At 40.7% G+C, this 25,420-nt stretch carries 22 protein-coding genes; 19 read left to right on the top strand and 3 right to left on the bottom strand.

Annotated elements, in window-relative coordinates:
• Nucleotide 1 precedes the first annotated feature (1 nt).
• From MKY65_RS22510 to MKY65_RS22485, 6 genes are all read left to right on the top strand, one after another.
• On the top strand, nucleotides 2–985 hold the full coding sequence (locus tag MKY65_RS22510) for an extracellular solute-binding protein (protein ID WP_339180992.1): 984 nt from the start codon (nucleotides 2–4) through the stop codon (nucleotides 983–985).
• An 85-nt stretch (nucleotides 986–1,070) separates the two neighbouring features.
• Nucleotides 1,071–2,165 carry a 2-aminoethylphosphonate--pyruvate transaminase gene (gene phnW / locus MKY65_RS22505; RefSeq protein WP_339180989.1) on the top strand — a complete coding sequence of 365 codons (1,095 nt, stop codon included), beginning with the start codon at nucleotides 1,071–1,073 and terminating at the stop codon, nucleotides 2,163–2,165.
• Nucleotides 2,162–2,956: a phosphonoacetaldehyde hydrolase gene (gene phnX / locus MKY65_RS22500; RefSeq protein WP_339180988.1), complete on the top strand. Its 795-nt coding sequence runs from the start codon at nucleotides 2,162–2,164 to the stop codon at nucleotides 2,954–2,956. Before phnW ends, phnX begins: the two co-directional genes overlap by 4 nt.
• Before the next feature lie 1,476 nt (nucleotides 2,957–4,432).
• Nucleotides 4,433–4,597, top strand: a complete 165-nt coding sequence (locus tag MKY65_RS22495) for a hypothetical protein (RefSeq protein ID WP_339180985.1) — start codon at nucleotides 4,433–4,435, stop codon at nucleotides 4,595–4,597.
• A gap of 40 nt (nucleotides 4,598–4,637) precedes the next feature.
• A complete protein-coding gene (gene rhuM / locus MKY65_RS22490; protein WP_339180983.1) occupies nucleotides 4,638–4,820 on the top strand; it encodes a RhuM family protein in 183 nt (60 codons plus the stop codon).
• A 200-nt stretch (nucleotides 4,821–5,020) separates the two neighbouring features.
• Nucleotides 5,021–5,710 carry a copper homeostasis protein CutC gene (locus MKY65_RS22485; protein WP_339180981.1) on the top strand — a complete coding sequence of 230 codons (690 nt, stop codon included), beginning with the start codon at nucleotides 5,021–5,023 and terminating at the stop codon, nucleotides 5,708–5,710.
• Nucleotides 5,711–5,813: 103 nt separating this feature from the next.
• Here MKY65_RS22485 and MKY65_RS22480 read toward each other — a convergent pair whose 3' ends face one another.
• Nucleotides 5,814–6,728 carry a PfkB family carbohydrate kinase gene (locus tag MKY65_RS22480; protein WP_339180980.1) on the bottom strand — a complete coding sequence of 305 codons (915 nt, stop codon included), beginning with the start codon at nucleotides 6,726–6,728 and terminating at the stop codon, nucleotides 5,814–5,816.
• 314 nt (nucleotides 6,729–7,042) lie between these two features.
• Here MKY65_RS22480 and MKY65_RS22475 point away from each other — a divergent pair, with 314 nt between their 5' ends.
• Entirely contained in the window at nucleotides 7,043–8,122 is a 1,080-nt protein-coding gene (locus MKY65_RS22475; RefSeq protein WP_339180978.1) for a tartrate dehydrogenase, read from the top strand.
• Nucleotides 8,123–8,347: 225 nt separating this feature from the next.
• Here MKY65_RS22475 and MKY65_RS22470 read toward each other — a convergent pair whose 3' ends face one another.
• Together MKY65_RS22470 and MKY65_RS22465 are read right to left on the bottom strand one after the other, a co-directional pair.
• Nucleotides 8,348–9,949, bottom strand: a complete 1,602-nt coding sequence (locus tag MKY65_RS22470; protein WP_339180977.1) for an FMN-binding glutamate synthase family protein — start codon at nucleotides 9,947–9,949, stop codon at nucleotides 8,348–8,350.
• Between the two features lie 273 nt (nucleotides 9,950–10,222).
• Complete coding sequence (locus tag MKY65_RS22465) at nucleotides 10,223–11,623, bottom strand: AbgT family transporter (protein WP_339180976.1); 1,401 nt, start codon at nucleotides 11,621–11,623, stop codon at nucleotides 10,223–10,225.
• Nucleotides 11,624–11,840: 217 nt separating this feature from the next.
• Here MKY65_RS22465 and MKY65_RS22460 point away from each other — a divergent pair, with 217 nt between their 5' ends.
• The 12 genes from MKY65_RS22460 to MKY65_RS22405 all read left to right on the top strand — a co-directional run bounded on the left by MKY65_RS22460 (nucleotide 11,841) and on the right by MKY65_RS22405 (nucleotide 25,367).
• Nucleotides 11,841–12,968, top strand: coding sequence for a M20 peptidase aminoacylase family protein (locus MKY65_RS22460; protein WP_339180975.1), 1,128 nt, complete (start codon nucleotides 11,841–11,843; stop codon nucleotides 12,966–12,968).
• A 253-nt stretch (nucleotides 12,969–13,221) separates the two neighbouring features.
• A complete protein-coding gene (locus tag MKY65_RS22455; RefSeq protein WP_339185349.1) occupies nucleotides 13,222–14,349 on the top strand; it encodes an amidohydrolase/deacetylase family metallohydrolase in 1,128 nt (375 codons plus the stop codon).
• Nucleotides 14,303–15,409 carry a DgaE family pyridoxal phosphate-dependent ammonia lyase gene (locus MKY65_RS22450; RefSeq protein WP_339180973.1) on the top strand — a complete coding sequence of 369 codons (1,107 nt, stop codon included), beginning with the start codon at nucleotides 14,303–14,305 and terminating at the stop codon, nucleotides 15,407–15,409. The genes MKY65_RS22455 and MKY65_RS22450 overlap by 47 nt, the downstream gene beginning before the upstream one ends.
• A complete protein-coding gene (locus MKY65_RS22445) occupies nucleotides 15,406–16,161 on the top strand; it encodes a KDGP aldolase family protein (protein ID WP_339185348.1) in 756 nt (251 codons plus the stop codon). Before MKY65_RS22450 ends, MKY65_RS22445 begins: the two co-directional genes overlap by 4 nt.
• Nucleotides 16,154–17,167, top strand: a complete 1,014-nt coding sequence (locus MKY65_RS22440) for a sugar kinase (protein WP_339180972.1) — start codon at nucleotides 16,154–16,156, stop codon at nucleotides 17,165–17,167. Before MKY65_RS22445 ends, MKY65_RS22440 begins: the two co-directional genes overlap by 8 nt.
• A 116-nt stretch (nucleotides 17,168–17,283) precedes the next feature.
• Complete coding sequence (locus MKY65_RS22435; RefSeq protein WP_339180971.1) at nucleotides 17,284–17,772, top strand: DinB family protein; 489 nt, start codon at nucleotides 17,284–17,286, stop codon at nucleotides 17,770–17,772.
• Between the two features lie 330 nt (nucleotides 17,773–18,102).
• Nucleotides 18,103–19,377: a cytosine permease gene (gene codB / locus MKY65_RS22430; RefSeq protein ID WP_339180969.1), complete on the top strand. Its 1,275-nt coding sequence runs from the start codon at nucleotides 18,103–18,105 to the stop codon at nucleotides 19,375–19,377.
• Complete coding sequence (locus MKY65_RS22425) at nucleotides 19,367–20,635, top strand: cytosine deaminase (protein WP_339180966.1); 1,269 nt, start codon at nucleotides 19,367–19,369, stop codon at nucleotides 20,633–20,635. Before codB ends, MKY65_RS22425 begins: the two co-directional genes overlap by 11 nt.
• A 227-nt stretch (nucleotides 20,636–20,862) precedes the next feature.
• Nucleotides 20,863–21,885, top strand: a complete 1,023-nt coding sequence (locus tag MKY65_RS22420) for a LacI family DNA-binding transcriptional regulator (protein ID WP_339180965.1) — start codon at nucleotides 20,863–20,865, stop codon at nucleotides 21,883–21,885.
• 28 nt (nucleotides 21,886–21,913) lie between these two features.
• On the top strand, nucleotides 21,914–22,690 hold the full coding sequence (locus tag MKY65_RS22415; RefSeq protein ID WP_339180962.1) for a glucose 1-dehydrogenase: 777 nt from the start codon (nucleotides 21,914–21,916) through the stop codon (nucleotides 22,688–22,690).
• A gap of 75 nt (nucleotides 22,691–22,765) precedes the next feature.
• The gene (locus MKY65_RS22410) at nucleotides 22,766–23,953 is read left to right on the top strand and encodes an iron-containing alcohol dehydrogenase (protein ID WP_339180959.1); all 1,188 of its coding nucleotides are present in this window, start codon (nucleotides 22,766–22,768) and stop codon (nucleotides 23,951–23,953) included.
• A complete protein-coding gene (locus MKY65_RS22405; RefSeq protein WP_256705350.1) occupies nucleotides 23,919–25,367 on the top strand; it encodes an aldehyde dehydrogenase family protein in 1,449 nt (482 codons plus the stop codon). Before MKY65_RS22410 ends, MKY65_RS22405 begins: the two co-directional genes overlap by 35 nt.
• Nucleotides 25,368–25,420: the final 53 nt, after the last annotated feature.

Raw genomic sequence — 25,420 nt, 5'->3', positions numbered from 1 at the left:
CATGTTGAACACCATGAAAAAATCGATCATCGGAACAGGAATGGCTTTAGCGTTTACCTTAGCGGGATGCGGTGCACAAGGAAGTGATGATGTTGTGATTTATACCAATGCAGATGAGGAAGCAACCGCAGCAATGGAAACAGCATTGGACGCTGCAGGCTATGAAGGAGAATATATTTTGCAATCGCAAGGTACATCTGAACTGGGAGGTAAGCTGCTGGCAGAAGGAGATCAAATAGAAGCAGATGTGGTTACCATGAGCTCTTATTTCCTGGACAGTGCCCAGGAACAGAATGAGATGTTTGCGGATTTAACCTTTGAAACAGAGGCATTAGAAGAGCACCCATCTTATTATACGCCGGTTTTAGGAAATACAGGTGCTATTTTTGTAAATACGGAAGTACTCAAACAGCATGGTTTGGAAGCTCCAGAGAGTATTGCCGATTTAGCAAAGCCTGAATATGAAGGTCTTGTATCGATTCCGAACATTGAGGACTCTTCTACAGCGTGGCTGATGGTACAGGCGGTAATCAGTGAATATGGAGAAGAGGAAGGAAAAGTAATTCTTCAGGATTTAATTGCGAATGTCGGGCCCCATCTGGAAAGCTCTGGTTCAGGTCCAATCAGCAAAGTACAGGCAGGGGAAGTTGCTGCCGGGTTCGGATTGAGGCATCAGGCAGTTGCAGCGAAGGAATCTGGAGCACCAATTGATTTTGTTGATCCGACAGAAGGGAATTTTTCACTGACTGAAGCAGCAGCAGTTGTAAATAAGGAAGATGATGAAAAATCACAAAAAGCAATGGAAATGGCAGAGGTCATCTCAACAGATGCAAGAGAAGAGCTGTTAACTTATTATCCGGTAGCACTTTATGAAGGAGAAACGGTTGATGAAACACATGAACCGGCGCAACCTAAAACATTTGACCAGCCATTAAATGTAGAACTATTGGAACAGCATCAAGCATTCTTTAACTCTGCCAAGTAGGCAATGAAATGAAGTTATTTAGGAAATCACAAGGGGTTACAGAATTAAAAACCTCCCTAATCTGTAAACAAGGAGCGATGTTTTTTTGGAACAATATAAATTATTAACGCCGGGTCCATTAACAACCACGAATACGGTGAAAGAGGAAATGCTCTTTGACCGTTGTACATGGGATCAGGATTACAAGGATATCACCCAGAAAATCCGGATGCAGCTGCTTCAGCTTGCGAAGGCTTCCCCAGAGGATTATACAACAGTACTGATGCAGGGAAGCGGAACGTTTACAGTGGAATCGGTAATGACAACAGCGATAAACAAGAAGGATAAAGCATTGATTATCACGAATGGTACGTATGGAGAAAGAATCGTGAAAATGGCGGATTATATCGGTTTACATTATAAGCATTACGATGTTGCTTACAATGCCTACCCCGATGAATTGGAGTTAAAGTACATTTTAGAGAATGATGCTGCGATTACGCACGTGGTGATGGTGCATTGTGAAACAACGACCGGCATATTGAATCCATTGGAAAGGGTCTCCAGACTTGCTAACGCTTATCAGAAAACACTGATTGTTGATGCGATGAGCAGCTTCGGAGGTATCGAGATGGATATTCCGGCGTTAGGAATAGATTTCTTGATCAGCAGCGCAAATAAATGTATTCAGGGAGTGCCTGGATTTGGATTTGTTATTGCGAAATTGGATAAATTACAGGCCTGTGAAGGGAATGCAGGCAGTCTGTCCTTAGATTTATATGATCAGTGGAAGGAAATGAATAAGGACGGAAAATGGCGTTATACCTCGCCAACCCATGTAGTAGCAGCATTTTCTAAAGCTATCGATGAATTAATGGCGGAGGGAGGAACACCGGCCAGGTTCCAGCGCTATCAGCGTAATAATCAGCTGCTGCGGGAGGGGTTAGAACAGCTTGGATTTAAAGCGTACATCCCAGATGAAAGACAGTCACCAATTATTACAACATTCCTATTTCCAAACGAAACATTTGAATTTGAAGATTTTTATCATTATGTGAAGGAAAGAGGCTTTGTACTTTATCCAGGCAAATTGACAGAAATAAATACATTCCGGGTAGGCAATATCGGAGAAGTCTATGAAGAGGATATAAAAAGATTATGCAATGTCATCCAACAATATATGGGAGCAGTGGTAAAATGAAAAAAGTAGAAGGCATTATATTTGATTGGGCAGGTACAACGATTGATTTTGGCTGCTTTGCACCGGTACATGCATTTGTAACAGTTTTTGAAAATGCGGGCATTGAAGTTACCGTAGAAGAAGCAAGAGAACCAATGGGATTAACAAAGATTGATCATATTCGGACGATGCTATCTATGCCGAGAATTACAGCATTATGGAACGAAAAGTACGGTCAGGAGTTCACAGAACAAGATGTAGAGAACTTATATCTTGGCTTTGAAGCTGCTCTCCTAGAAACATTAGCTACGTACACAGATCCAAAACCAGAGGTGCTGGAAACGATAGAACAATTAAGAAACCAAGGCCTGAAAATTGGCTCTACCTCCGGCTATACGCAAAAAATGATGGATATTGTTGCTCCAGAAGCAGAGAAAAAGGGATATCATCCAGATTTTTATATGACAGTAGACGGGACAAGCGGAATGGGAAGACCATATCCATATATGATTTTTCGGAATATGGAAGCTTTGAAATTAACAGCCGCTCGTCATGTCGTCAAAGTGGGGGACACGATTCCAGATATCGATGAGGCGTTAAATGCTGGTGTTTGGGTTGTTGCTGTTGTTATCGGAAGCTCGGAGATGGGGTTAAGTGAGGAAGAATTTGATGCGTTATCTGAAGCGGAGCAGGAGGAACGGATTGCTCAGGTAGAGAAGACTTTTGTAGAATGCGGGGCTGATTTTACGATACGGACTATGGGTGAGCTGCCTGAGGTTATTAGGGAGATTGATCGTCGGCTTGGGGAGTGAAAATGTTTTAGGTTTGTGATGAAAATAGGATTGTTAAGATAAAAAATAGCTGTGTCATCACTGTTTTGTGAAAATAGTGAGCACAGCTATTTTTAACTCTGCTGTGATTTATGCGCTCTATTTCTATTAAATATCAAATGTACGTGATTTCACGAAGCGCATTACATTTAAGATTGAAATTAGACTGGGTGGGACGATCAAACAGTTAAATCCCTTGTAGAGTTTAGTAAAATCACAAGCAAGATACATTTTAGAATCGTACTTATATGAAGAACTGCCAAACTTTACCCTTTCTAAGCTAAGTTATTCCTCATTCATCCCCGAATTAATATATCGATACCTAGATAAATTGAAGAAAGAAATTACACTTTTGTTTTCTTATAAAATTGATGAAATGATGATTGAAAACAGTAACTAGCTACAGAAAAACAAGGAAAGTGTAGCGTTTTTCTGAAGTGGCAGCTATTAATATTAACTCAACTTTCGCACCTAAGAATAAGCATATATATCTTGCTATTCCAGGGTGAACATGTTCTCCATTACCATGCTTGTATTTTGATGAAATATCCGGCCTTTTTGGAATGGGTGATGGTGCATAGCTCCGCTCCGGCCAACCACTCCGCTTTCCATGGGGACGGCTTCAGCTAACTTGAAAAGAAGACCGCTTTTCAAGTGGATCTTCAGCTCGCCCTGTTCCCATAGGAGTCTGCGTGGTTGGCCTGCGCTCTGATAGGATTCTACAGCGAATGAAAGAAATAAGATTTTAATGAGCTGGACGAAATAGCAGCTTTCGCCTGAACAACCAATCATGACAGCATGAATATGAACTACAGGGAATAGCTTTTATGCACAGAAAGTAATCTTGACGGAACATTTTACCACGCAGCCTGAAAAATATGTTCTATCGGATCAAACATCTATTTGATGAGTTGTTTTTTCACGTATAGAATATCTTACTAGCGGAGGCGGACCGTTTTGACTCCTGAGGGATCAGCACCATCTGAAGATCCACTTTTGCCAAGTGCTCTTCTTGGCAAAAGTTAGCTGAAGAGCGTGCCCCTAGGAAAGCAAAACGGTCCGCCGCAGCGGCGCTTTACACTTCACCTTCTATTCTCTGTTAAGGGAGTTATCAAAGGAACGATTAACTCCTGAATTGAAGTGACTTTTTAATGTGCAAAAGTTAAAATATTAATTTCAATTTATATAGATAAAATAAATTATTGTGAAAATAGTTTTGATGTATAGATGAGGCCATATTGCTACCAAAGTATAGCTCTGATGCTATAATTGAATAGATATATATGTTATTGAGAGAACTTAAAATCAACGTGTAGATATATTAATAAATGATCTAACAAAGTACTTTATACTCTATTAAAAAAGACTGTTTTATACATCTAAGGTTATCTTGGAATTTTGTATCACTGTATAGGAATAATAAATTCTCCTACTCTCGAAGCGAAAGGAGCAGAAACAATGAATAATGATGAATCCAATATTTTAATCTACCAAACCGAAGAAGGAAATACAAAAATAGATGTCAGATTAGAGAATGAAACGGTTTGGATGACGCAAAAGGCAATTGCTGAGCTGTATCAATCAACAAAACAAAATATAAGTCTCCACATAAAAAATATTTGAAGAAGGGGAATTAGATGAAAATGCAGTTGTCAAGTAAAACTTGACAACTGCAAATGACGGTAAAAATTATAAAGCAAAGCATTACAATCTCGAAATGATTATCGCCATCGGCTATCGTGTTCGCTCCCATCGGGGCACCCAGTTCCGTCAGTGGGCTACAGAACGTTTGAATGAATACCTTGTTAAAGGATTTACAATGGATGATAACCATTTGAAGAAGTAAATAACTCCAGTTTACATTTAAAAACAACTAAGAAACATTTTTATTATATATAGAGAATACGGCATGAAGTTAGTACAGCGGATGTTAACGCTGTTTGTGAAAGCAAAATACTTATTTAAATTGAATTATAGAAGAAGGTATAAGGCAATCATTAAATGACCCGCATAAACCCACAACAAAACACAGAAAGGACCTCTAACATGATAGAATGTATCGTTCAAAATGCAGCAGATGCAAAAGAAGCTGAAGAGCTTGGTGCCACAAGATTAGAGCTGGTTTCCGCGATTGAATTAGGCGGCTTGACCCCTTCTTATGGAACGGTCCACCACGTAATGAATAGCGTAGAAATACCTGTTCAAGTAATGATTAGACCGCATCCTTATGGATTTATGTATCGTGCAGAAGATAAATTGGCAATGAAAAAGGATATTTCTTTACTCTATGAGATGGGGTATAAGCGGATTGTAATTGGTGCGCTGACAGAACATAAAACAATAGATACTGTCTTTTTAGATGATTTATTCAGCGATTTCTCTGAATTGGATGTGACGTTTCATCGTGCTTTTGATGAAACTCGCAATCAAATAGAAGCTTACCGGACACTGGTACCTTATCGAAAAAATATTAAGCGAATCCTAACTTCTGGCGGTGCAGCGGATTGTACTGACGGAAAGGATATGCTGCTTGAACTGGTTCAATTGCAGAGCAAATTGCAAGGACCAAATATTTTGCCGGGAAGCGGTCTGAATGCAGAGAATATAGCTACTCTGCATGAAGTGATTCAAGCGAAGGAATATCATTTTGGCAGTGGTGTCAGGTATAATCAGTCATTTGAAGAAGGGATGGATCAAGGAAAGATAGCGAGGATCCGGAAAGCGTTAAGCAAGTAATCATCATCAAGCTTGGTTGAAGCTGCATGCATCATGAAATAAAAACGGTTAAGGCAGTTCATATCCTGTCTTAACCGTTTTTAAAATATCCAATAGAAGGCGATTAGATATCCATCTCCAAACCTAACTCATCTCTTTTATTTCTCACGCTTTCCAAACTCGGAATGGAGAGTTGTCCGCCAAGGGTTTCAACAGAAATCGATGCTGCCAGCGAAGCAATCCGTACCGTATCTTTTAGCGAAAAATGATTCTCTAAGCAATAAGCAAAAGCACCGTGGAATATATCCCCTGCTCCAGTAGTATCCACCGTGTCTGCACGAAATGCAGGAATGTAATAGATTGTATCTTCCTTTTTATACATAGCTCCGTCACTCCCCAGCGTTACCACGATAGTATTTGGGTTGATTTTCTCCAGTTTTGAAAAAGTGTCCCGCCAGGTCTCTTTATGATTCATATCAATCGCTATCCCAGAATATTGATAGGCGAAATCCTTCGAACAGACAAGATAATCAACAGCTTCAATAATATCTAAAAGCTCCGGTTTAAACGTTCCGGCATCCATTAACGTAATAGCTGTTGGGTATTTTTGAAATGCTTGAAGAGCGCATTCTTTTTCATATCCGTCCATAAGAACCACATTGGGTGAATGGTCTGGCCAATCAGGCTCGTAATTTTCTGGAGGCAAAGGCGTATTAAGGATGGTCCGATGTCCATTTTCTTGATTAACTATAATGGAGCTGATGCTGGTAGCCAGCTGATCATCTACTTTTAAAGAGGAGGCATCGACCCCAGCGCTTTCTAATTGTTCTAGAATTTTCTTTCCAAATAAGTCATTTCCAATACGACTGATAAGTGACGTTCTGCTTCCCCATAGGGCGCACAAATAAGCCGCGTTTGCAGCTGGTCCTCCCATACATTCTATTCGTTGCGGAATACGGTATTTTTGATTTTCAACAATTGGTGTGTCGACAGGAAAAGTTATATCATAAACAGCTTGGCCGATACATAGAATACTCATTTTTATTCCCTCCATTATATAAGACGGTATCTGATTGCAATTCATTTGGTATTTCATCTTACAACAAATAAAAAAACTAAAATCCTATTTATCTATATATTCTATCATCGTTCAGAAAATGTGTGATCAGAGAAACAAGGATTATCTTACTTTATTATGTAAACGTATTCTCAAGTGGTATAATAACTACATATCTTGCTCTGATAGATAGCATCTCTTTTTTGAGCGGCAAAGGAATGGAAACAGATTTTTACCTTGGAAAAGGCTAGGTTAAGGTAAAATGAATAGATTAACGATAGGGTGGAGGGTTTTTAATGAAAGAATGGAAAATAGCGCTTGTTCCGGGAGACGGAATAGGACCGGAAGTTGTAGCAGAGGGTGTAAAAGTGCTGCAGGCCATCGAGAAGCTGGATGATACACTTTCTTTTGAATTTGAACGTTTTCCTTGGGGTTGTGAGTATTACTTAGAACATCAGAAAATGATGGCGGATGATGGGATAGAGCAATTAGAAAATTTTGATGCGATTTATCTCGGAGCTGTAGGCTATCCTGGGGTTCCTGACCACATTTCACTTTGGGATCTATTATTGAAAATTCGCAAGGGCTTTGATCAATATGTGAATCTGCGTCCGGTGCGGTTATTAAATGAAGAGCTGACGCCGATTAAAAGTAAATCGGAGAAAGATATTGATTTCCTTGTTATCCGGGAAAATAGTGAAGGGGAATATGCCGGCGCCGGGGATTGGTTATTTAAAGGAAAAAAAGAAGAGGTTGTTTTGCAAACCGGTGTTTTTTCCCGGAAAGGGACAGAACGGATTATCCGATATGCCTTCGAGGAAGCGCGTAAGCAACAAAAATCACTGACAAGTATCAGTAAAGCGAATGCGCTGAATTATTCAATGGTTTTCTGGGATGAGGTATTTGAAGAAGTAGGGAAAGAATATCCAGATGTTAAAACAGAATCCTATTTAGTCGACGCGGCAAGTATGTTTTTTGTTATGCAGCCGGAACGTTTTGAAATTGTAGTAACCTCTAATCTGTTTGGAGATATTTTGACAGATATCGGCGCTGCAATTACTGGCGGAATGGGGCTAGCGACAGGGGCGAATGTGAACCCGGAAAGAGATTATCCTTCCATGTTTGAGCCGGTTCATGGCTCTGCACCTGATATCGCCGGGCGAGGGATTGCTAATCCAATTGCAGCCATTTGGTCGGTTGCGCAAATGCTAGAGCATTTTGGTGAGGAAGAATGGGGAAGTATCGTTGTTGATACGATAAAAGAAATAATTGATGAAAAGAAAGTACTCACACCGGATTTAGGAGGAAAGCATAGTACTTCAGAAGTTGGAGATTATTTTGTGGAGAAAATAGCGGGGAAGCTGCACCATAAGTAACTGGTTTAATAAAGGTAAATCGCTATCTGATTACGTATGAAGAAGTTGCTTAAGATGAGGTCTGCCTAGCTTCACATGAATGGACGATGGTGTGTTTATTTTGCAATAGAGTTAAAGAAATGGTTAAGCATAAATAAAAAGAAGCTCACGGAAAATTATTATTTCAGCTGTGAGCTTCTTTTTATTTATTTTAAACAGCACATGGAGCAGGCAGTTCGATTGGGACTATAAAGTCACAGAGAAGCTTTCTTTATCAATTAATTCATCCAGCGACCATACCCGCTGATATTCATCCTTATATTGAATATGTGATGCACGAATGTCCGTCGGAGTAGTGACGCCTGCCGCTGCGGAAATACGGAACAGGCTTTCACGAAGGGTGACCAGATAATTCAAAGCCCGATAAGCTTTTTCATCCACGACGAGAGCTTTCTGCAGCTTGGGATCAGTTGTTGCTACACCCACAGGACAACGATTTGTATGACAAATTTGTGCCATAATGCAGCCGACTGTAATCATAAATGCCCGAGCAATTTGGACAAGGTCTGCACCCATACCAAGAATGACAGCGATTCGATCTGCAGTAAAAAGTTTTCCTGAAGCAATCAGTGTAACATGGTCGCGAACCCCATATTTTTTTAACGTCTGATTAGCGATGGTGATTGCTGATTTTATAGGGAGCCCGACGCTGTCTGCAAGCTCTTGAAAGGTTGCTCCTGTTCCGCCTTCGGATCCATCTACAGTAATGAAATCCGGTCCAGCACCGGTTTCCTTCATATAACTGGCCATCTCTTCTAAATCGTGCGGGCTGCCAATGACTAGTTTAACGCCGACTGGAAGACCGGTATGATTCCGAATCTGCTCGATAAAAGAGAACATCGATGGGACGTCATCGAACTCGTTAAAACGGTTGGGACTATCGATTTCTTGATAAGGAGTGACATTTCGAATAGCAGCGATTTCTTCCGTTACTTTTTCTGCATCCACATGCCCGCCGCGTGTTTTTGCGCCTTGTGCAAGTTTTAATTCGAAGGCTTTAACCTGTGGGATTTCGCTTTTTTCTTTCAATAAATCCCAGTTAAAAGCACCTGATTTTGTACGAACGCCAAAAAGACCAGGTCCAATTTGGGCTATGATGTCAGTATCTCCCGCTAAATGGTAATCGGAGAGTCCTCCTTCTCCCGTGTTCATCCAGGAACCGCCAGCCATGCCAATCCCCTTGGACAGAGCGGTAATCGCATTCTCTCCCAACGCTCCGTAGCTCATTGCAGACATCCCGACCAGTCCTTTTACGCAGAAGGGCTGCCTGCAGGAAGGACCAATAACAACTGCATGTTTATCACTTAAGAGCCATGGCTGCATTTTTTGGTCCTTTAATTTTTCTTTCCGGCTTAGCAAATTATCTTCTTTCACTTCATAAACTTTGGAATCAATGAGCTTTGTATTATCTGCTTCCAGCTCTTCTTGCTGTTTGGGAAACATCGCATTTTTTACATAGAAGTCTGCTTTCTCAAAATCACGTCGAGAACCGAAACCAATCATATTTTTCTGATATTTAGCAGGAATCACCACATCCCGGTAATCATCACGGGAAAAAGGTTTCCCGGCAGTATCAGCATCAAATAAGTATTGTCTCAGCTCCGGACCAGCTTTTTCTGCGGTATATCTTATTTTACCAAGCAGCGGATAGTTACGTAGAATGGCATGTTGTGACTGCCGCCTGTCCTTCCAATATATGTAGCTGAACAATCCCAGCGGAATAACAATAATAGCTATCACCAGAATACTCAATGCTATCAAAATAAAAGTTAGTGCAGAAAATTCCATTTTCAGATATCTCCTTTCACATCGAAGTAGCAAACGGTGTATGTAAAACTTGATATGTGCCTATAAGATATACATACCCGTTTTGAGAAGGGTTACACTTTTGAAAAATCTTTTGTCTGATGAGGCTCGGAAGGGGGCGGAGGAAGATAAAGAAGGGATAAACAAAAAAGAGATGCTGGATTTTAAATCTAACATCTCTTCCGTTTAAATAAAAGGAAGTCTGCTAAAACAGCCTCCTATCCTATTTATTCAAGCTATCACACCGGTCCCCAATTAATCAAAACAGTAATCACAATAAAGATCGTACCAATAACATACCAAATCCCCACAAGCGGCAGGGCAAATTTTTAGCCACTTCGTCCAAGGAATACCGGCGATGGCTAAATTGGCCATTAAAACACCGGATAACGGTGTAATAATATTAGTAAAGCCATCTCCAAGCGTGTAGGCTTGAACAGCAACCTGACGCGGGATATCCATTAAATCGGCAAGTGGTGTCATGATTGGCATGACAATGGCAGCTTGTCCACTACCAGAAGTAACAACAAGGTTGAACAGCCCATTTCCGATAAACATAGCTATGGCACCCATGACACTGGAAAACGGTTCTAAAACAACAGCCATACTATGTACGACTGTATCCAGTACTTGTCCATTTTCCAAAACAACTACAATCGAACGAGCCATTCCGATAATTAAAGCACCGTATAATACTCTTTTCGCACCGTTTAAAAACTCTTCTACCATTTGGTTAGCGCCCATTTTTGAAATAAGAGCGGTAAGAATTGCTAAAGCAACGAAAATCCCTGCCATTTCATTGATGTCCCAATCTAATTGGAAAACACCATAAACATAAATAGCAATACCGGCTACCAGAACAAGTAATACAGTGAGCTGTGTAGATGTTAATTTTTCATCTACATCGTCCATGGATTTTTCTTCCAGCTTCGGGAAGGGATTATCACTCAGAATACTTTTTTGCGGGTCATTTTTAACGCGGTTGGCATACCAAATGATGTAAGCAATGGTTGCACCAACAATAATGACATAGAGAACTAATCTTAAAGATAGACCAGAAAATAATGGAATCTGTGCTATCTGCTGTGCAAACCCTGTTGTTTGCGGATCCAGGAATCCAACTGCAAATCCGGAGTAAGCTCCTAAGTAAATAATTGATACACCGACAATGGCGTCCATTCTCATAGCTCTAGCCAGGATAATTCCAATTGGAATAAAAGCAATGGAGGAGTTAGCGATAATTCCCAATCCTCCAAAAACAGAAAAGAGTGCAGCGACCATTAAAATTAAGAGCCATTCGCGGTTTTGTGTCCGTTTAATGGTTTTCATGATCATGCTGTCAATCGCACCTGTTTTTTCAATAACAGCGAAAGTTCCGCCAATTGTCAATACAAGAAAAATTAGTCCGGCACCGCCAATCAATCCTTCTTGAATCGAGCTAAATAAATCAATCAAGCTAACAGGCTGCTGGTCGATTTGACTATAGCTGTCTGGAACAATGACATCCATTCCATCTTCCGTTGTTTCTCGTTCGTAACTCCCGGCTGGAATGATATATGTAAGGATTGCGGCAAGCAATAGAATGACAAACAATATAACATATGCATCTGGAAGCTGAAATTTCTTTTTTTGCTTTGTTTTTACTTGCTGTGACATAGAAGAAGCCTTCTTTCTTTGAAAATCTTAAACTTGAAATTGATTATATAAGAGTTTATACTTCAAAGCAATATAAAATAATTAAGAATACTTTTAATAGAAGGCTGCTGCTTGCTTATCTTGTCAAAAATAGGGCCTGTCGGAAAGCAGTTGTATATGAATGGATGACCTTCGTGCGTAGAAAAAGAGCTTACTAGATGAAGGATGGAGAAGACAAATGGGAAAAAATATAGAAAAAAGTGTGTCAGAAGTTTTTCAACATTTACACACACATGCTGAAATCAGCTGGGAAGAAGTAGAGACTACGAAATATATTAAAGAAAAATTAGAAGAAGCCGGGTGTGAAACAATCACATTTCCAGACCATACGGGTGTCATCGGAAAGTTTGGCAGCTTTGACAAAGGTCTGCCGGTAATTGGTGTCCGTGCAGATATGGATGCGTTATGGCAGGAAGTGAACGGTGAATTCCAGCCAAACCATTCCTGCGGTCATGATGCGCATATGTCGATGGTATTGGGCGTCCTATGGACATTGCAGCAGATGCCTGACATTAAAGGTAAGGTTGCGATTAAATTTATTTATCAGCCCGCAGAAGAAGAAGGCAGCGGTGCACTGAAAATGGTGGAAGAAAAAGTGGTAGAAGACGTCGATTATTTATTCGGTGTTCACCTCAGACCAAAACAAGAAGTTGATGCAGGGCAGGCTGCTCCTGTGATTGTGCACGGTGCAACGAAAACATATGAAGCGGTCATTAAAGGGGAGGATGCGCATGGGGCACGTCCGCATCTGAACGATAATGCGATTGAAATTGGCATGCAAATCGTCAATATGCTGGGTCAAATCCATATGGATCCAAGAGTTCCGCACTCGGCGAAAATGACGAAATTCCAGGCGGGGGCGAAAAGCTCGAATATTATCCCGGGGAACGCCTCATTCAGCTTGGATTTACGTGCGCAATCCAATGAAGTGATGGATCTGCTTGCGAAGAAAGTCGACGGTATTTTAGAGTCTGTACGGAATCTGTATGATATAGATATTGATGTGACTAACTATCATGGTGTACCTGCAGCTGAAACAAGTGAAGAAGCAACGAGCTTTATGCGCACAGCAATTACAGACGTATTGGGTGAAGAAAATGTGGTAGAGCCGCTCCTGACGCCAGGCGGAGATGATTTTCATTTTTATACGGTGAAGAAGCCGGAATTGAAAGCCACGATGCTGGGCTTGGGCTGTAATTTAGGGCCTGGTTTACACCACCCTAACATGACCTTTGATAAAGATGCGCTTCAAACAGGAGTGGATATTTTAACGAAGGCTATTTTGAATGTGTATGGAGATAAGTGATAGATTGTTAGATTAAGGAATAGCCAGTCCTTGCTTTGTTTGGCGAGAACTGGCTTTTAACGATGTATTAAGGTCTGGGTTAACTTGGTTACTTATAAATAAAAGTTCTTCTTTTCGTTTAAACATTATAACCTTATGTTTACTAATGCAAAAATCAATGCTAATCTATTTTATATAGAGTTAAATAATCAGGTTGCGTTAGGATTTATTCAAGATTATGATGAGATGGACGCTGACCAAAGGGATGATGGAAATGGCAGACAATGTCGTTCTGCGGAATATAAAAATGCTGGATGGGACCTCGGCAGATATTGTAATAGAGAATAGAAAAATTGTGGATATTGCGTTACCAGGAATGGGAGCTGGCGAAAAAGTAATTGATTATCAAGAGGAAACTTATGCTTCCAGCGGCTGGATTGATATGCACGTACATGCCTTTCCAGAATTTGAGCCCTATGGAGATGATATTGACGAAATAGGCTATAAAACAGGAGTCACGACCATTGTTGATGCGGGAAGTACTGGAGCTGACCGAGTGCATGAATTAGTTAAGCGTGCTCAACAGGCGAAAACAAATGTATTCGCTTTCCTGAATATTTCTCGAATTGGTTTAGAGAGAGTAGATGAATTATCGGACTTATCTTTATTAAATAAAGAAGAATTAAAACAAGCTGTGAAGGAAAATAAAGATTTTATCGTCGGACTAAAAGCGAGAATCAGCAGCAGCGTAGTAGGTCAAAACGATATAGAACCGTTAAAAGTTGCACGTGAATTTTCTAAAGAAACGAAGCTGCCATTGATGGTTCATATCGGCTCCGGCCCTCCAGATATTAACGATGTATTAGGTTTACTGAAGAAAAAAGATGTCATGACACATTTCTTAAACGGGAAGGCGAATAATTTATTTGATGAAACGGGCAAACCGCTGCCTGCTTTTTTAAAAGCAATAAAACGCGGGATTCATTTAGATGTCGGTCATGGAAATGCAAGCTTTTCTTTTAAAACAGCGGAACAGGCAAAGGAATATGGGATTCATTTCCACACCATCAGTACAGATATATATCGGAAAAACCGGCTGCACGGGCCAGTGTATAGTATGGCAAATGTTTTAAATAAGTTCTTATGCTTAGGCTACTCTCTGAAAGAAGTTATAAATGGAGTAACAGTGGATGCGGCAGCATGGTTAAATAAACCTGAGCTTGGCCGTATCACAAAAGGGGATATTGCAAATATTACCCTTTTTTCCGTAGAAGATGAGACAATCGATTTGATGGACTCAGACGGTGAAAAGCGGGAAGCGAAGCAGAAAATCGAGGTAAAAGGAGTGGTGGTCAATGGTGAATACCATGCATGCAAGGTATGGGCTGAAGCGGGTTATTAATGCAAGCGGAAGAATGAGTATTTTAGGTGTTTCTGCTCCCTCGGATACCGTAATGGAGGCAATGAAAGCAGGGGGACAGCACTATGTGGAAATCTCAGATTTAGTGGATAAAGCAGGAAAACATATTGCGGGACTGCTTCAATCAGAAGCTGCTGTTGTTGTTAATTCCGCTTCAAGTGGTATCGCGCTTTCTGTCGCCGCGATGATAACGGAAGGAAATCATAGAAAGAGTGCTAAGCTGCACCAGGAAGCAATCCAAAAAAATGAGATCGTGATGCTGAAGGGACATAACGTGCAGTATGGCGCGCCAGTGGAAACCATGGTTGCTCTTGGCGGAGGAAAGCTTGTGGAAACCGGTTACGCCAATGAAGGAAAAAAAGAGCATATAGCGGATGCAATCAATGAAAATACAGCTGCTGTTTTATTTATAAAATCACATCATGCTGTTCAGAAAAATATGATTTCTGTGGAGGAAGCCTGGGATGTTGCCCAGGAAAACCATGTACCATTAATCATTGACGCAGCTGCAGAAGAGGATTTGAAAAAATATGTACTGCTTTCAGATTTAGCGATTTACAGCGGCTCGAAAGCCATCGAAGGACCGACATCTGGAATCGTGGCCGGAAAGAAAAAATATGTGGAGTGGGTTAAAACACAGCTGCATTTTATAGGAAGAAGTATGAAGGTAGGAAAGGAAACAACCTTTGGCCTGCTGCAGGCATTGGATGAATATGCTGTGAAAACAAATCATAGTGAAGCTGAAAAAAAGTGCTTAGATGAATTGCAGTCATTAAATACAATCGATGGTGTAACGGTAAGTACCGTACAGGATGAAGCAGGCCGTGCTATTTTCAGAGCACGGATCCACATTGATGCTGCTTTAACTGGGTGCACCGCTAAAGAGGTAAATGACAAACTCCGTCATGGCGATATAGCTATTTACACACGGGATTATGGAATTCGCCAGGGGTTCTTTGATATCGATCCCCGCCCGCTTCAGGGGGATGACATTCACGTGATTGCAGCGGAATTAAAATCCATTTTAGGAGGAAATAAATAATGAATATGGATTCTCGCTTTTATAAAAATCGAGTAGCATTAAATGTATTAGCAAGTGGTTTGGAAAATGCGAAGGAAGTCTTTGATGCAGCAGAGGGATATGTGCTGGTTGGCGTGCTTTCCAAAGACTACCCGACAGTGGATGCAGCTGTTGCAGCTATGAAGGAATATGGAGAAGCAATTGAGGATGCTGTTTCCATTGGCTTAGGTGCAGGTGATAATCGACAAGCGGCAGTTGTGGCGGAGATTGCCAACTATTATTCGGGTTCTCATATTAATCAGGTTTTCCCTGCGGTAGGAGCAACACGTGCTAATTTGCGAGAAAAAGACAGCTGGATCAATGCACTTGTATCGCCAACGGGAAAAGCAGGCTATGTCAATATTTCTACGGGTCCGATTAGTGCAGAAGCCAGTGAGACCGCTATTGTCCCAGTGAAAGCTGCCATCGCACTTGTTCGTGATATGGGCGGCAATGCATTGAAGTATTTTCCTATGAAAGGGTTACAATCAGAAGAAGAATACCGTGCAGTTGCCAAGGCCTGCGGGGAAGAAAGCTTTGCGTTAGAACCAACAGGCGGCATTGATTTGGCTAATTTCGCTGCCATTTTAGAAATTGCCTTAGAAGCAAACGTACCTAAAGTCATTCCTCATGTCTATTCATCTATTGTTAATAAGGAGACCGGAAAAACGAATGAGGAAGATGTTAGAAAGCTCCTGGCTATCACCAAAGAATTGGTTGATAAAGATGCGTAGGAATATAGTTGCTTTTGGCGAAGTCATGATGCGTTTGCAGGTGCCAGGATACGAATTACTCTCGCAGGCCAGCCATTTACAGTATTCCTTTTCAGGTACCGGTGTAAATGTTGCTTCGGCGATGACAAAGCTGGGACATAAGGGATACCTGATTACCAAATTACCGGATAACCCGCTGGGGGATGCAGCAATTTCCTTCCTGCAGCGCTTAGGAATAGAACAGGATTTCATTGCAAGGGGTGGTAAATATATTGGAATGTATTTTTTAGAAAATGGCTTTGGGCAGCGTGCAAGTCGTGTCACGTATACCAACCGCTTAGAAAGCACATTTAATACAGAAGATATTTCCGATTATAATCTGGATGTGATTGCAGCCAATACAGACATTATTCATTTTTGCGGAATCAGCCTCGCGATGACAGATACAGTCCGTTCCAGTATGAAAAAGCTGGCTGCAAAGGTTAAAGAAAAAGGCGGAAAAATTTGCTTTGACTGTAATTATCGTCCTTCTTTATGGGAAGGCGGTTATGAAGCAGCCAAGCCGCATTATGAGGAGATGCTTTCGCTGGCAGATATCGTGATGATGAATGAAAAAGATGTGATGTATATCTTAGGAATAGAAACAAAGAAGTCGGAAAGGAAAGAACAGCTTCAGGATGTTATTCCCAAAGCAGCGGAGCAGTTTCGTATTCCGGTAATTGCAGGTACTCACCGGGAGATCAATGCGGATAATACGCATTCTTTAGAAGGCTATCTGTTTAAGCAAGGGAAATTTGTGTTTTCGAAAAAGCTGACCTTTTCTGTGTATGACCGTATTGGTGCTGGAGATGCATATACGAGCGGTATTTTACACGGAGAACTGTCCGGTTTTACACCGGAAAAAACAGTGGCATTTGCAGCGGCTGCTGGTATGCTGGCGTGTACGATTGTTGGGGATACCCCGATGTCAACGGAAGCGGAGATTGTAGCGGCGATGGCTGGGGGCGTGGGGGATGTCGAGCGTTAGAGGCGGAGTTATGTTAGAGTGAAGAGTAGCAACTTCCGGAATCATCAAAATATAACTCTAATTAGGTGATAACCATGTACAAAAACCTCCCCCCTCTTTTTAACGAACTCCAGACAATGCGCGATAACTATTTCTATACAGAAATTTTCAACTCATCGATTCACACGAGAGCAGTTCCTGATAAATGGAGTGTTGCAGAAGCGGTTTACCATTGCTATTTATTGCTGAAGCTGACGCGGATAACATCTGTCTATTACTTGCCTATCGCCCGTGCTTATATGAAGGTCCGCCGGCCCAAGGTGAAGCGGTATATGGATGATATGTCTAATATATATAGTGGAAAAACAATGAAGGTGCCCTTTATTTTGAAGCCGAAAATGAAGCGGGAATACACGCTTACAGAGCTGCGAGGTTTATTAGAAGAAGAGACGGAAAAGCTGAAGACATGTGTAGCATCTCTAACCAAAGAACAATGCTACTGGATAAGGTATCCGGATCCTGTACCTGACTACCCGAATGTGATGCAAGTGGTGAAGCTTTTACGGATTCATGAGGAGCATCATTATAGGGTAGTGATGGAACGAGAGGCGAAGTTTAGGAAATAAGCATCAAGTCATTGGATGAGACGTGTACGGAATACCATAAATACATCTTGCCAATATTTCCAAGGTGACAACCCGGCGATTTTATGCCATAATATACTTTGATAAATATACTGGTACCTTTAAATCAGTCCAGAGAGGCTGACAAGGACAGCGCGAATAGAATAGCTACCATGTGGAGTACCTTTGGGAAAGGTATATTCAAGTGTATGCTATTTAGGAAAAGCTTCTTGTCAGGGATTGGACAGGGAGCTTTTTTCTTGTCTATAATCTCGAAAGAATCAAGTTTTTCGGTGCCAGTTTCTTATATTTTAAGATATTGGAGGAATTGGTATGTCACAAACAGATAAAGAATTTTCATTGCAGCCGGTGCCGCAGACGCATCGAAATGGATTTTGGAAGATTTTAGCGGTTATGCTGTCGCTCAGCTTTTTCTCAGCGAGTATGATGTCTGGAGGAACATTAGGAACAGGGCTTTCTTTTTCTACGTTTATCTGGATCGTACTGGCTGGTAACCTGATTCTTGGGCTTTATACAGGTTCCTTAGCTTATATTGCTTCTAAAACAGGATTATCTACGCATTTATTAGCGCGTTATGCGTTTGGAGAAAAAGGTTCTTATTTAACCTCCTTTTTACTTGCCTCTACACAAGTGTGCTGGTTTGGAGTGGGGCTGGCGATGTTTGCTATTCCGGCTGCCAAAGCAACAGGGGCAAATGTCTATCTGTTAATTGGTGTTTTTGGCTTATTGATGACTGTTTCGGCTATCTTTGGAATGAAAACTTTAACCCTGCTGGGATTTATTGCAGTTCCGGCAATTGCTATTTTTGGAAGCTACTCCATGGTTAACTCGGCAAATACAATGGGCGGAATTCATGAACTATTTGCTTATGAACCCGCACAGGTAATCAGTGTAGGACTGGCATTAACGATTTGTGTAGGGTCATTTATCAGCGCTGGAACGCTTACGCCTGATTTTGCCCGGTTTGCAAAATCAGCGAAATCGGCAGTAACCGCAAATATTATTGCTTTCTTCCTTGGAAATTCATTGATGTTTTTATTCGGAGCAGTGGGCGCGATGGCTTTCGGTATGGCAGATATTTCGGATGTGATGTTTTTACAAGGACTGATGATTCCTGCTATTATTGTGTTAGGCTTAAATATTTGGACAACCAATGATAGTGCACTGTATGCGTCTGGTTTAGGATTTGCGAACATCACCAAGTTTTCCAAGAAGAAAATCGTTGTGTTCAACGGAATTGTCGGGACAATTGCTGCCATGTGGTTATACAATAATTTTGTCGGATTCTTAAATGTTCTGGGATCTGCACTGCCATCGATTGGAGCAATCATATTAGCAGATTATTATCTGGTCCGCCGCAGAAAATATGAACCCTTTGAAACAATGACATTTAAATCTGTAAACTGGGTAGCAATTATTGCCTGGGCAGGCGGGGTCGCTGTTGCTAATTTTGCGCCGGGAATTCCGCCAATCAATGCATTGTTAGGAACATCAATCATTTATGTGGCCGGAATGAAAATAATGTCTCAAAAGGAAACGGTCACCGTACCATTAAAAGAGAAGGATGAGGTAGTCAGTGATTATTAAAAATGCAAAACTTAGAGGAAAAGATGGCCTTTGGCACATCGTTATAGAAAATGGTAAATTTAACGCGGTAACGCAGGAGCTGCCGCAATCTGAAGATAAAGAAGTAATGGATGTACATGGTGCGCTGGTTCTCCCGCCTTTTATTGAACCGCATATTCATTTAGATACCACATTAACAGCAGGGGAGCCTGCATGGAATCAGAGCGGAACGTTATTTGAAGGAATCCAGCGCTGGTCGGAACGTAAAGAAACATTAACCATAGAAGATGTGAAAAAAAGATCCAAAACAGCATTGAAATGGCAGATTGCTCAAGGCATCCAGCATGTCCGTACGCATGTGGATGTGACCGATCCGGAACTGACTGCCTTAAAAGCAATGCTGGAAGTGAAACAGGAAATGGCTCCTTATGTAGATATCCAGCTGGTTGCTTTCCCGCAGGAGGGAATTCTATCCTACCCGAATGGAAAGGAGCTTTTGGAGGAAGCGCTGAAAATGGGAGCCGATGTTGTCGGCGGCATCCCGCATTTTGAATTCACAAGAGAATACGGCGTCGATTCGATGAGAGTCGCATTCGATCTTGCTGAGAAATACGATAAATTAGTAGATATTCATTGTGATGAAATCGACGACGAGCAATCCCGTTTTGTAGAAGTAGTCGCAAAAGAAGCTTATGAGCGCGGCTGGGGCGAACGTACAACAGCGAGCCACACGACAGCAATGGGTTCTTATAACGATGCCTATACATCAAAGCTATTCCGTCTGCTGAAGATGTCTCATATCAATTTTGTATCGAATCCGCTTGTAAATATTCATCTTCAGGGCCGATTCGACACGTATCCAAAACGCCGCGGCTTAACTCGGGTCAAAGAATTGCAGGAAGCAGGAATGAATATCTGCTTTGGCCATGATGATATTTTTGATCCATGGTATCCGCTGGGAACGGGAAACATGCTTCAGGTCTTGCATATGGGTATCCATGCATCCCAGTTAATGGGCTATGAGCAAATTGTTAATTCCATTGATCTGGTTACTCAAAACAGTGCAAAAACACTTCATATTGAAGACAAATATGGTATTGAAGCAGGCAAGCCGGCGAATTTCATCGTCTTGTCCGCTGATAATGAGTATGATGCTGTTCGCAAGCAGGCAACAGTGACATATTCCTTCAGAGATGGAAAAGTGATTGCTCATACAAAACCAAGTGAGTCATCTATTGTTTTAAATGATACGGAAGAAAAAGTGACGTTTGATAGATAAAGTGAAAGAAGAAGCGTACCCTTGGCTGGTGCGCTTTTTTTCCTGTGGGTGGACGAAATGTTTAAGGGTGCGGTGTGTTTAAAAATTTTTAAAGTAAAGTTTTTATATATTATGTCGAAAAAACATGTTGCAATAGTCAGAAACATGTGATAAATTATAAGAAATCAAATTTAATGAATCCGCTTTCAATAAATTGAATCCGCATTCAAGAGAGGTGAAATGATATTTTGAAGGGAAGAGTGAGTGCTTATGATGTAGCAAAATTAGCAAAAGTTTCACAAACTACCGTTTCAAGAGTTCTAAATAATTACCCGCACGTAAGAAAAGAAACGAGAAAAAGAGTGCATGATGCTATCAATACGTTAGGTTTTTCCCCAGATGAGATTGCCAGAAGCCTTGCAAGCAAGAAAACAAATACGATTGGGCTTATTGTGGAGGATATTTCAAACTCTTTTTATGCGGAAACAGCTCATATTATATTACGGGAAGCTCAGAAATATGATTATGAAGTCATTATCATCGATGCAGAAACAGATGAAAATAGTTTTGAAAGAGCAATTAACACGCTTAATGGAAAAAGAGTAGATGGAATTATTGTTGCCTCAGCCCGGATGGATAATCAAAAGGTAAAAGAATTCTACGATAAAGGATTTCCAATCATTTTTTATAACCGGCGCATTTACGGTATTGAAGAAAGTCATTATGTAGAAGTGGATAATAAATTAGGTGCGAAGATAGCTGTCAACCATCTGGTGGAAAACAAGCATAGAAAAATAGCGTTTATTTCTGGACCTACAATATATTCTACTTTCTATCAACGCTTCGAAGGGTATAAAGAAGCACTTCAAGAAAATGGTTTAGAATATGATGAATCGCTGATTTATAAGGGAGAAGTAATCTATGAACAAGTTTTTCAGTTTGCATTGAATCTAATGAGGGACAAAGAAATGCCGACTGCGTTTTTTGCTTCAACGGACCAAATGGCATTAGCAATCATGGATGCAGCTGCTAGAAGCGGAAGACATATTCCATATGATATCTCTATCATCGGCTTTGATGATATTGAGATTGCGAGTAATCCTTATATTGGCTTAAGTACTATTTCTCAAAGAAAAGAAGAGATGGCTATACTAACACTTCAAAAATTATTATCACTTATTAATAATGACGATTCAAATAGCGAGCCAAATAAAATTACGTTAGAACCAGAACTAATTATTCGTAAAACAACAGGTGTTAACAATCAGTAGAATATCGCACATTTCAGGAGGTAGAGAAATGGCTAGTTATAAAGCAAACGAGCTTTTTGATTTATCTGGTAAAACAGCCATTGTTACTGGAGCAAGCAAGGGAATTGGAAGAAGTATTGCTTTGTTGTTAGCTCAAAATGGAGCTGATGTTGCTTTAATGGCAAGGAATGAAGAAGGGTTGAAAGAGGTTGCCAAAGAGATTGAAAGCACAGGTCAGAAAGCTCTGCCAGTTTCCGTTGACTTAACAGATATTGATAGTATTCCCAATGTGGTAGAGAAGGTGTATGATCATTTTGGAAAGATAGATATATTGGTGAATAATGCTGGAACAAATATACCGAAGAAGGCGGAAGAAGTTACCGAAAAAGACTGGGATCAGATTATTGATATAAATGTAAAAAGTGTATTTTTTATAAGTAAAGCTGTAGGAAAATACATGAAAGCTGCGGAGCAAGGAAAAATAATCAATGTTTCTTCGCAAATGGCTTTTGTAGGTTATTATAAACGGGCTGCATATGCTTCCAGCAAAGGGGCTATTACACAATTGACAAAATCTTTATCGATTGAATGGGCTCCATATCATATAAATGTCAATGCTGTAGCGCCAACCTTTATTGAAACACCAATGACAAGAAAGATGCTGGATGATGCAGATTTTAAAAAAGATGTGTTAAGCCGTATCCCTCTAGGAAGATTAGCAAAAGAGGAGGATTTATTTGGCGCATTTGTATTTCTGGCATCCGAGGCAGCGGATATGGTAACGGGCCAAACGCTGATTGTGGATGGCGGGTGGACTGTTTGGTGATTTTTGAATGCGGATTCAATAAAAAGAGAAAACAGGTTAAAAGTAGTGATGAGTAAGGATAAAGGAGAGGAAAATATGATGCAGTTTAATGATTTTCAAGTACCAGGTGTTATTCGCTTCGGGGAAGGAGCTTTAGCAACAATAAAAGATGAGGTGCTATCCAAAAACCCTTCCAAGCTATTTATTATCAGCGATAAAGGTGTGGAGAAAGCTGGATTAGTAGACGAATTGAAGAAAGTATTGGAGGCGTGTGAAACTCCAATAGAAACAATGACGGATATTGCAGGAGAACCAACCTTTTCACTTGTTGAAGCAACAATTAAAACACTAAATCAATCTAAAGCTGATTTTGTAATTGGAATTGGCGGAGGAAGTGCGCTGGATGTCGCAAAAGCGAGTGCTGCCTTGCAGGATAAGCATGATCTGGAAAATTACTTTAGTGGAAAGAAAACAATAGAAAATCGAACTGTACCTTGTATACTACTGCCAACAACATCTGGAACAGGTGCAGAGGTGACCAAAAATGCCATTTTTGGGGATGAAGCGGAAGGAGTAAAAAGAGGAATCGTCAGCCCTGCGTTATTACCTGATGCAGCTATCGTAGATCCTGAGCTGACCCTTTCCTGTCCATCAAGAGTGACGGCAGCTTCTGGAGTAGATGCTTTTACACATGCAATTGAATCGTATATCTCGACGAATGCTACAGAGCAGACACGAATCTATTCCGAAAAATCAATGAAATTATTTGCAGAACATATCACAAATGCTGTACATAACGGCAGTAGCATAGAAGCGCGAACAGGCATGAGCTGGGCAAGTTTATTGGGAGGTGTCTCCTTAGCTAACGCAGGTGTAGGAGCGGTTCATGCAATGGCTTATCCATTGGGAGGTACGTATCATATTGAACACGGTGTAGCCAATGCGCTATTAATGCCTTTCGTCTTTAAAGTGATTGGGAAAACATGTACAGACGATATGGTTAGAGTTGCTTCCTTTGTAGAGATTGGCGATTTTACAAGCTCTAAACACCAGGCACTGGAAGCTGTGGTCCATTATTTATTACAGCTGTTGAAGGATTTGAACCTACCGACTTCTTTAAAAGAATTGGGAGTGGAGAAAGCGGATTTACCTAAATTAGCTGAGCAGGCATTGCAGGTTAAAAGATTGTTGTCTAATACGCCTTACCGGTTAAATGCGGACCAGATTCTTGGTATTTATGAGGATGCTTATGAAGGAGGAAAGGGTGGAAGTAATGGAAGTTAAACAATATCGATTTCTTATAGATGGTGAGTGGAAAGAAGCAACAGAACATTATGATTTGGTAGCTCCATACAGTAAACGTGTAATTGCCAAAATACCGTTGGCCGATGAAGAAATCGCTGAAAAAGCTGTCAAGAGCGCTAAAGCAGCTGCTGGCAGTATGAGAAAGCTTTCACTTTTAGAGAGATCCAATATTTTAGAAAGAGTGTCTATTATCTTTACTGAAAAGCTGGAGGAATGTGCTGAGATATTAGCTTGGGAAAATGCAAAACCAATTCAGGCAGCAAGAGGAGAGATTCAACGAACAATTGAAACTTATAAATTTGCAGCAGATGAAGCTAAAAAAATTGCTGGAGAAATTATTCCGATGGATGCAGCTAAAAATGGATATGGCAGATTTGGATTCACTAAAAAAGAACCACTGGGAGTAATTGCTGCAATTACACCATTTAATTTCCCGTTTAATCTTGTAGCTCATAAATTAGGTCCTGCATTTGCTATGGGAAACACGGTTGTTTTAAAACCAGCTTCTCAAACACCATTAAGTGCTATTATGACTGCAAAGATTTTTGAAGAAGCAGGGCTGCCCAAAGGAGCGCTAAATCTAATTTTTGGATCAGGGAAGACAGTGGGTGATTTTCTAGTAACGCACGAAGATATTAAAATGGTTACTTTTACCGGTAGTGTGCCAGTAGGGAAGGGGATTCGGGAAAAAGCAGGGTTGAAGAAAGTGACGTTGGAATTGGGTTCAAATTCAGCAGTAGTTATTGATAAGACAAAGGATATTCGTTCTGCTGCTTTGAAATGTGCTCAGGGAGCATTTTCTTACTCCGGTCAAACTTGTATTTCTGTACAGAGAATCTATGTTCAGACTGATTTATATGATTCTTTTTTGGAAGCGTTTGCTGAAGAGGTGGAGAATATCAAAGTAGGCGATCCATTAGAAGAAGATACAGTTGTATCTGCACTCATTCATGATAAAGAAGCAGAGAGAGTAGAACATTGGATAAAAGAAGTCAGAGTTGAAAATGTATATCGTGGTGGAGAAAGAACAGGTTCTGTAATCAAACCTACTATCCTAACAAATATAGATTCAGATGCATCTGTTCTAAAAGAAGAGGCTTTTGCCCCTGTAGTAGTAATTAATAAATACGAGAGGTGGGAAGAAGCGATTCAATTGGTAAATGATTCACAGTATGGACTGCAAGCAGGCGTGTTTACAGATTCACTGGAAAAAGCTTATCAGGCGGTAGATGAATTAGAAGTTGGGGGGGTGATTATTAACGATATTCCATCTTATAGAGTAGATCATATGCCCTATGGCGGTGTCAAAAACAGTGGGACTGGTCGTGAAGGAATCAAGTATTCCATGGATGAAATGTCTGAATTGAAGCTGGGTGTATTTAACTTACTATAGAGTCACGTATGTGACATTAGTGTAGGGATAAAGTGAAGAACCTACTATCCAAT

Origin of the sequence: Oceanobacillus sp. FSL W7-1293, from assembly GCF_037969815.1 — a bacterium.
Lineage (GTDB): Bacteria > Bacillota > Bacilli > Bacillales > Amphibacillaceae > Oceanobacillus > Oceanobacillus oncorhynchi.
This window is presented reverse-complemented; position numbering and strand designations above follow the sequence as displayed.

Bases quoted from the DNA above. Each gene is read 5' to 3' on its own strand.
- MKY65_RS22415 (WP_339180962.1), top strand. From the start codon at position 21,914: ATGGCTAGTTATAAAGCAAACGAGCTTTTTGATTTATCTGGTAAAACA.
- MKY65_RS22450 (WP_339180973.1), top strand. From the start codon at position 14,303: ATGGTGAATACCATGCATGCAAGGTATGGGCTGAAGCGGGTTATTAAT.
- MKY65_RS22435 (WP_339180971.1), top strand. From the start codon at position 17,284: ATGCGCGATAACTATTTCTATACAGAAATTTTCAACTCATCGATTCAC.
- MKY65_RS22405 (WP_256705350.1), top strand. From the start codon at position 23,919: ATGAAGGAGGAAAGGGTGGAAGTAATGGAAGTTAAACAATATCGATTT.
- MKY65_RS22455 (WP_339185349.1), top strand. From the start codon at position 13,222: ATGGCAGACAATGTCGTTCTGCGGAATATAAAAATGCTGGATGGGACC.
- MKY65_RS22465 (WP_339180976.1), bottom strand. From the start codon at position 11,623: ATGTCACAGCAAGTAAAAACAAAGCAAAAAAAGAAATTTCAGCTTCCA.
- MKY65_RS22475 (WP_339180978.1), top strand. From the start codon at position 7,043: ATGAAAGAATGGAAAATAGCGCTTGTTCCGGGAGACGGAATAGGACCG.
- MKY65_RS22470 (WP_339180977.1), bottom strand. From the start codon at position 9,949: ATGGAATTTTCTGCACTAACTTTTATTTTGATAGCATTGAGTATTCTG.
- MKY65_RS22480 (WP_339180980.1), bottom strand. From the start codon at position 6,728: ATGAGTATTCTATGTATCGGCCAAGCTGTTTATGATATAACTTTTCCT.
- phnX (WP_339180988.1), top strand. From the start codon at position 2,162: ATGAAAAAAGTAGAAGGCATTATATTTGATTGGGCAGGTACAACGATT.
- MKY65_RS22460 (WP_339180975.1), top strand. From the start codon at position 11,841: ATGGGAAAAAATATAGAAAAAAGTGTGTCAGAAGTTTTTCAACATTTA.
- MKY65_RS22485 (WP_339180981.1), top strand. From the start codon at position 5,021: ATGATAGAATGTATCGTTCAAAATGCAGCAGATGCAAAAGAAGCTGAA.
- MKY65_RS22495 (WP_339180985.1), top strand. From the start codon at position 4,433: ATGAATAATGATGAATCCAATATTTTAATCTACCAAACCGAAGAAGGA.
- MKY65_RS22510 (WP_339180992.1), top strand. From the start codon at position 2: ATGTTGAACACCATGAAAAAATCGATCATCGGAACAGGAATGGCTTTA.
- codB (WP_339180969.1), top strand. From the start codon at position 18,103: ATGTCACAAACAGATAAAGAATTTTCATTGCAGCCGGTGCCGCAGACG.
- MKY65_RS22440 (WP_339180972.1), top strand. From the start codon at position 16,154: ATGCGTAGGAATATAGTTGCTTTTGGCGAAGTCATGATGCGTTTGCAG.
- MKY65_RS22410 (WP_339180959.1), top strand. From the start codon at position 22,766: ATGATGCAGTTTAATGATTTTCAAGTACCAGGTGTTATTCGCTTCGGG.